Source organism: Paenalicyclobacillus macrosporangiidus (assembly GCF_900116805.1).
Taxonomy (GTDB): domain Bacteria; phylum Bacillota; class Bacilli; order Alicyclobacillales; family Alicyclobacillaceae; genus Alicyclobacillus_H; species Alicyclobacillus_H macrosporangiidus.
This window is the reverse complement of the sequence record NZ_FPBV01000051.1, coordinates 1-5,284: the sequence shown is the minus strand read 5'-3', so window position 1 is coordinate 5,284 and position 5,284 is coordinate 1. Positions and strand designations below refer to the sequence as shown.

The window sequence follows — 5,284 nt, the reverse complement described above, 5'->3', positions numbered from 1 at the left end:
ACGTCAAGGGCGTCCGACCGGACGAGCGCAGCACCCCTTGACGGAGCGACGAAGGTCGATATACTCCCGCGACGGAACAAAGCCATGGATGTCACGCATTAGACACAAACGGTGAAATTACACCACTTGACGGGACACTACCGGCCCGGGCCACCTCATCCGCAGCTTTAGACATGACTCATACCCCCCTCACGCTTCCTCAACAACGTGCCGTGCCTGAGCGTACGAACGAAACCGCTCGATGCGTTGCGACAGCCAGACTTTCCCCCTTTCTGTTTCTAATGCCTGACGCCATGCCGCAGCGTTGAAGTTCTTACACAGCGTCCTTACACGTTTGCGTGCGAAGGCCCGGGACAGGGCATCCGACGCATCGCCGCGTGTCCAAGTGTCATCGTACTGAATGCGATACTTGTCCAGCACGTATTTCTGCCTGGCCGACATAGGTGCGTTACGCCAATCGGCCTCCCGCTGGATAAGTGGTGATTCGAGAAGCTGGAGAAACCCTTCGGCAATCCCTTGGGCGTATTCCAGAGGCACGGCCCGGTCGTGCAGGGGCATGAATTTCTCGTTGTTAAGCTCAAGTACGGGCCAGTATTCGTCGCCATCCCGGTACAGGTAAGCCCAACGGGAGTCTTCGAAGCAAATGGCGAAGTTATCCTGGACCTGTTGCCAACGGTAACGAGTCCGGTTGGCAAAAAGGTTAATCGCCTGGGCAACCTGGGCCGCTTTCTCCTGTTTCTTGGCGATCCTGGTTAGCCACTCGACCACCGTTTCGCCCTGCTCCATCGGCACGTCTTCGCTCTCTGGTTCATCCTTACCGGATGGAACACCGGTTGTCTTGAACCGTTCATTACGTTGGGTTCGCATCAGACGCGCGAAGGTTTGCAAAGACTTGTCCTCGGTGGCGCCGGTCAGGTCAAGTACGAGTGCATCGTTCTTGCTCGGGTGCAAACGCAGTGCACGGCCGACCATCTGCACATACAACGCTTGGGAGCGAGTGGGTCGGGCGATGACCACCGCGTCCACATCCGGTTGGTCGTAACCTTCGGTGAGGATTTGGCAGTTCACCAAGAGCCGCAGCTGATTCTGTGCAAACGCGTGGAGGATCGCCGCCCGGTCTTCCGCCTTCATGGAACCATCGATCGCGGCGCACGCGATTCCCCGCGTTTGAAACCGCTCGGCCAGAGCGCGCGCATGCTTCACGTCGACCGCAAAAACGAGCGCCTTGCGGCCTGGGGCGTAGGTCAACACTGCGTCGACCACCGCGTCCAGGGCTTCCTCGATATTCATGACGTACGACAGATCCTTGGCATTGTAGTCTCCGCCGGTCGTACGAATGGCGCCAAGATTCAGTCCAGGAACCTCAACCCTGATTCCCCGCACGTCCGCCAGATACCCGTCCATGATCATCTGCAGGATGGTGCGCTCATACGTCAGATGTTCGAATACGTCTCCAAGCTCCGTCCGATCCGACCGGGACGGTGTGGCGGTCACGCCGAGCAAAGGTGGCCCGTCAGGATCAAACACACCCAGGCGCTGTAGGACCCCAAGCGCCCCCTCCGCCCTGCTGTGGTGGCACTCATCGTAAATGATGAGGCCTGGCCTTGGTACATTTCTGCCGGCCACCAGAGTTTGTGTGGAGGCGAGCAGTACCTGGGCAAGCTGCTCATTTCGTCCGGCCTGAATGCGGCCCGTCAACACCCCGGGCCAGACATACTGGATTTTTTGCTCCGCCTGATCGAGCAATTCCGTTCGGTGAGCGATCACCAAAATGGGTTTATCTGACGCAATCGTTTCCCAAAACCGCCGGGCCGTGGCGCCGAATACAATGGTCTTGCCCGCCCCGGTAGGCAGTACGATTAGTTGCCGGCGATGGTCAGGTAAAGAGGCGAAAAAGGCCTCCACCGCCTCCTGCTGGTACGGACGCAGTTGGATATCCATGCCCGGCATTTACCTCACTTTCGGTAAGATGGGAAGTCGCTCTGCTGGCAGCGCCGTCGGTTTAACCCCGTATTGCGTGTCTTGTACGCTTTTATGTTCTTTGTGCGCTGCCAGCACAGGGACTTCCCTGTGCAATCAGGACCGAACGACTTCCTTTAGGCCCGAGCCTGCTTTGAAGATCGGCACCCGGTGTCTCGGGACCACGATCTTGTCGCCGGTGACCGGGTTGCGAGCGGTTCGCTCGGCTCGTTCCTTGGTCTCAAACGTCCCAAACCCAGCGATCTGGACCTTTTCGCCAGCTTCAAGAGCTTGTTTGATAGTCTCGAAGACAGCGCCCACGATCACCTCGCACTCCTTATTGGTGACACCCGTCTGTTGTGCGACCTTTCGGACCAAATCCGACTTGTTCATACATGGGCCTCCTTGGATGGGGTTTTCATACGACTCAAGCGTATCATCTCAAAGTATTGGATGATTGCAATTTTGAGGCGAGTTTTCAGCGAAATAGGAGGAGGACGGAGTCGGACACAGCGCAGGAGGTACATGGAAACAGGGTGCTCCGGGTCTGGCACGAAGCGGAGGTCTGCGCTAAGCTCACGACACTGAGACTGCACACGCTCCGTGTGAGCACTCCCGGACACCCAATTGCCGAACGATAACCGATGATTCCTGCTCGCATACCGGATCTCGACGCACGGTTTACGCATATCCATCCCTGGCCCCTCCTTTGTCTCAGAGTACAGCGAGGAAATGTAGATTTCGCGCCATTTTCGCGCCATTTTCAGCCTATTCGATACGCAACCGAACCACATCAGCCAATATTCTCATTGAGATGGCAAACCGGCTCCAATCGTGTAGTCGTGGACTGGCGCCGGCTGATTTGCGTTTGGAACCAATTGCGGAGATCGACTTATCTACCGTCGGTCGACAATTTTGTCGTGACTCTCAAATTAGACTCCAATCAGATGCATTGAATGAAATATCGCATAGCCAACAGTACCTACACCCACCAAGATGAGAAGCATACCAGTGATACCAATTCCAGTAGTATCTTTAACGCGACTGTACAAGACATCCACGATGAAGGCGAATATGACTAGTAAAGCTAGGATCATGTACAGGCAGATACGGAATGCAAGAGGATGTCCGAATAATGCTAGCAAGGCCCCGGTAAACCAGACCAAGACTACAATGACAAGGTTGTACAGCAGGAACTCATACAGTTCTCTAATGGTGAACCTCCGAAGATATTTCCACATGTTGAGCGCCTCCATCTTGGTTATCCGTTGTCTTCGACGTCCAAAGAAAGTCGACAACCCTCGAGAATGTCGGCCACGGTGACCCGCAACAATACGTTATCCGTTGGAAACACGGTTGGGTCTCGTTTTCCGTTGCCGCACCCACATGCGTCGGAAAAGGTCAATCTGGGCGAGAATCAAGGGACTAAGCGCAACGTAAATGCCATACAACATAGCGGAATACTCTCTTTGTGCAGAGCAGATAATCGCTTCGGACAGCAATGCTACAGTGGGAACAAAGTATCCAATGGACAACAACATGTGCAATACAAGGAAACTTTCGCCCCGCGCAGACCGATACAAATGTCGTTGAAGCAAAAATCCAACAACAGAGAATCCGAGTGAGTAAACAAATCCCGCCAGTAACATTTGATGCACGATTTCGTCCAAGTCGATCATGGTTCCACCCCGCTTGTGGTCATTTGTTCAATCCCCTCTTCCATTGTGTCTCAGACGCAGATTCCGTGAGGGCATCTTTGATCCCTTTTTACGCTTTACGCCTGGCGCGTCATGGCAAACTGGCTTTGCATTTTTGCACCAGGTCAGGTCGCGGTAAGATCAACGGGTGCAACGGACATCTTACGCTCCAACTCCTCCACCGCTTTCGCAAACGCGCCAAGTCCGGCATGATGTACGAGGACGGCACGCTTGTCCGAGGCCTTGAGTGCATAGAACTTGATGTGGCTGGAGTACGCGGTGATGAACAGAATTCCGTCTGCCGCGTCGAGCTTAGAAGCGGTTGTGCGATCCTTGTCGAAGCCCGGCAGGAAGTCGAATATGGCCCCTTTTGCCTCAAGGATTGCCCGGTACTGCGGGGCGTGTGACTCATCACCTACGACCAGGATTCGCTTACCTACGAGAGCTGACACGTGCGATTCGCGTTGGTCGCGACCCCGGATGATTTGATGCAGGCTATCGATGACGCTCAAGAGGGTCTGTACATCCTGCTCATACTGCTGGTGCAGACGCTCATTTTCCTCTCGCAATCGGTCTACTTCGTTTGCCTTGGCGGCCTCAATATCCCGGGCTGCCGCTTTTTCCGTGGCACGAAGGCGTGCCCGGAGATAGGCGTCGAGGCTGTAGGCCAGACAGTATGAGAGTATGAGATGTTCGGGATCTACAGTGCGCCGTGCCTTATCCAACCACCGAAGAACGAGATCATCGTCCTTCTCCAAGAAGATGATGGCGTACAAGGTGCCCGCTGCAATCTCGTCGTCCGATTCGTCCATGCGAACATTCAGCTCGTCTCGAAATTGTCGGCCCAACTGCTCCATTGGTGCGTCGGACTTGAGCGCTTTCCGAATCTGTGGCAACAGCAAAACATCTTGCTGCATGGCCAGATGTCGTTTGAGAATGTGGGGTCTGAGTAAGGCTTCTTCTGCTCGCTGGATAATACGTTGGTTGCCGGCCTTGAGATCCTTAGGGGTGAACCGCATACCTGTGGTTTGCAGTAGTTGGGCCACATCACGCTTGGACGGTGAGGATTCGACCATAATTCTCAGGATGAAGTACGCATTGAGCGATCTGCAGTCGTCCAGGGAAAATTGAACAAGGGCGTCCTCTTCCTGCGTAAACGCCGGATCCTGCAAAAACGACCAAAGTTCTTCTATGGTCACGGGCACCCCATCGCGCATGATAGCCTTTGTCTCCTTGGACTTCACGTACAATGTGAAACTTCGAAACTTGAAGCGTACGGGAAGCTCAAAGACGACCGACTTGTCCATTCCGATCACCACCGGCTAGTACGAATAACCATATTGTACTGTATGTGGCACCTTGTAGAGCGCCATAATCCGGCCAATCGTGCGACAAAAAAGAGCCGCCTTTTCAGGCGGCAGCACAGGGGGAAAGGAGGTTCAGCAGACACCCCTCATGTTGAGTATACCTCAAGCGAGAACCTGCCATTGCCATACTTTCAGGCTTTAAAGTCCGGTTTGCGCCGCCTGTTCCAGCTCAAGTTTGACAGTACCCTTGAGACGACGCGGATTGTGGGTGAAAGTTTGTACCACACGCACGCTAGCCCCGCATCTCTGCGGGGCTTGCAA

At 54.6% G+C, this 5,284-nt stretch carries 3 protein-coding genes; all 3 read right to left on the bottom strand.

The window, feature by feature from the left end:
- Positions 1-189 precede the first annotated feature (189 nt).
- Positions 190-1,941, bottom strand: a complete 1,752-nt coding sequence (locus BM357_RS18255; protein WP_074956777.1) for a DEAD/DEAH box helicase — start codon at positions 1,939-1,941, stop codon at positions 190-192.
- Positions 1,942-2,076: 135 nt separating this feature from the next.
- The gene (locus BM357_RS18250; protein WP_074956775.1) at positions 2,077-2,352 is read right to left on the bottom strand and encodes an HU family DNA-binding protein; all 276 of its coding nucleotides are present in this window, start codon (positions 2,350-2,352) and stop codon (positions 2,077-2,079) included.
- A gap of 1,429 nt (positions 2,353-3,781) precedes the next feature.
- Entirely contained in the window at positions 3,782-4,963 is a 1,182-nt protein-coding gene (locus tag BM357_RS18230) for a DUF2325 domain-containing protein (RefSeq protein ID WP_074956767.1), read from the bottom strand.
- Between the last annotated feature and the right edge of the window lie 321 nt (positions 4,964-5,284).

Coding starts and splice junctions, on each gene's coding strand:
- BM357_RS18255 (WP_074956777.1), bottom strand. CDS start 1,941: ATGGATATCCAACTGCGTCCGTACCAGCAGGAGGCGGTGGAGGCCTTT.
- BM357_RS18250 (WP_074956775.1), bottom strand. CDS start 2,352: ATGAACAAGTCGGATTTGGTCCGAAAGGTCGCACAACAGACGGGTGTC.
- BM357_RS18230 (WP_074956767.1), bottom strand. CDS start 4,963: ATGGACAAGTCGGTCGTCTTTGAGCTTCCCGTACGCTTCAAGTTTCGA.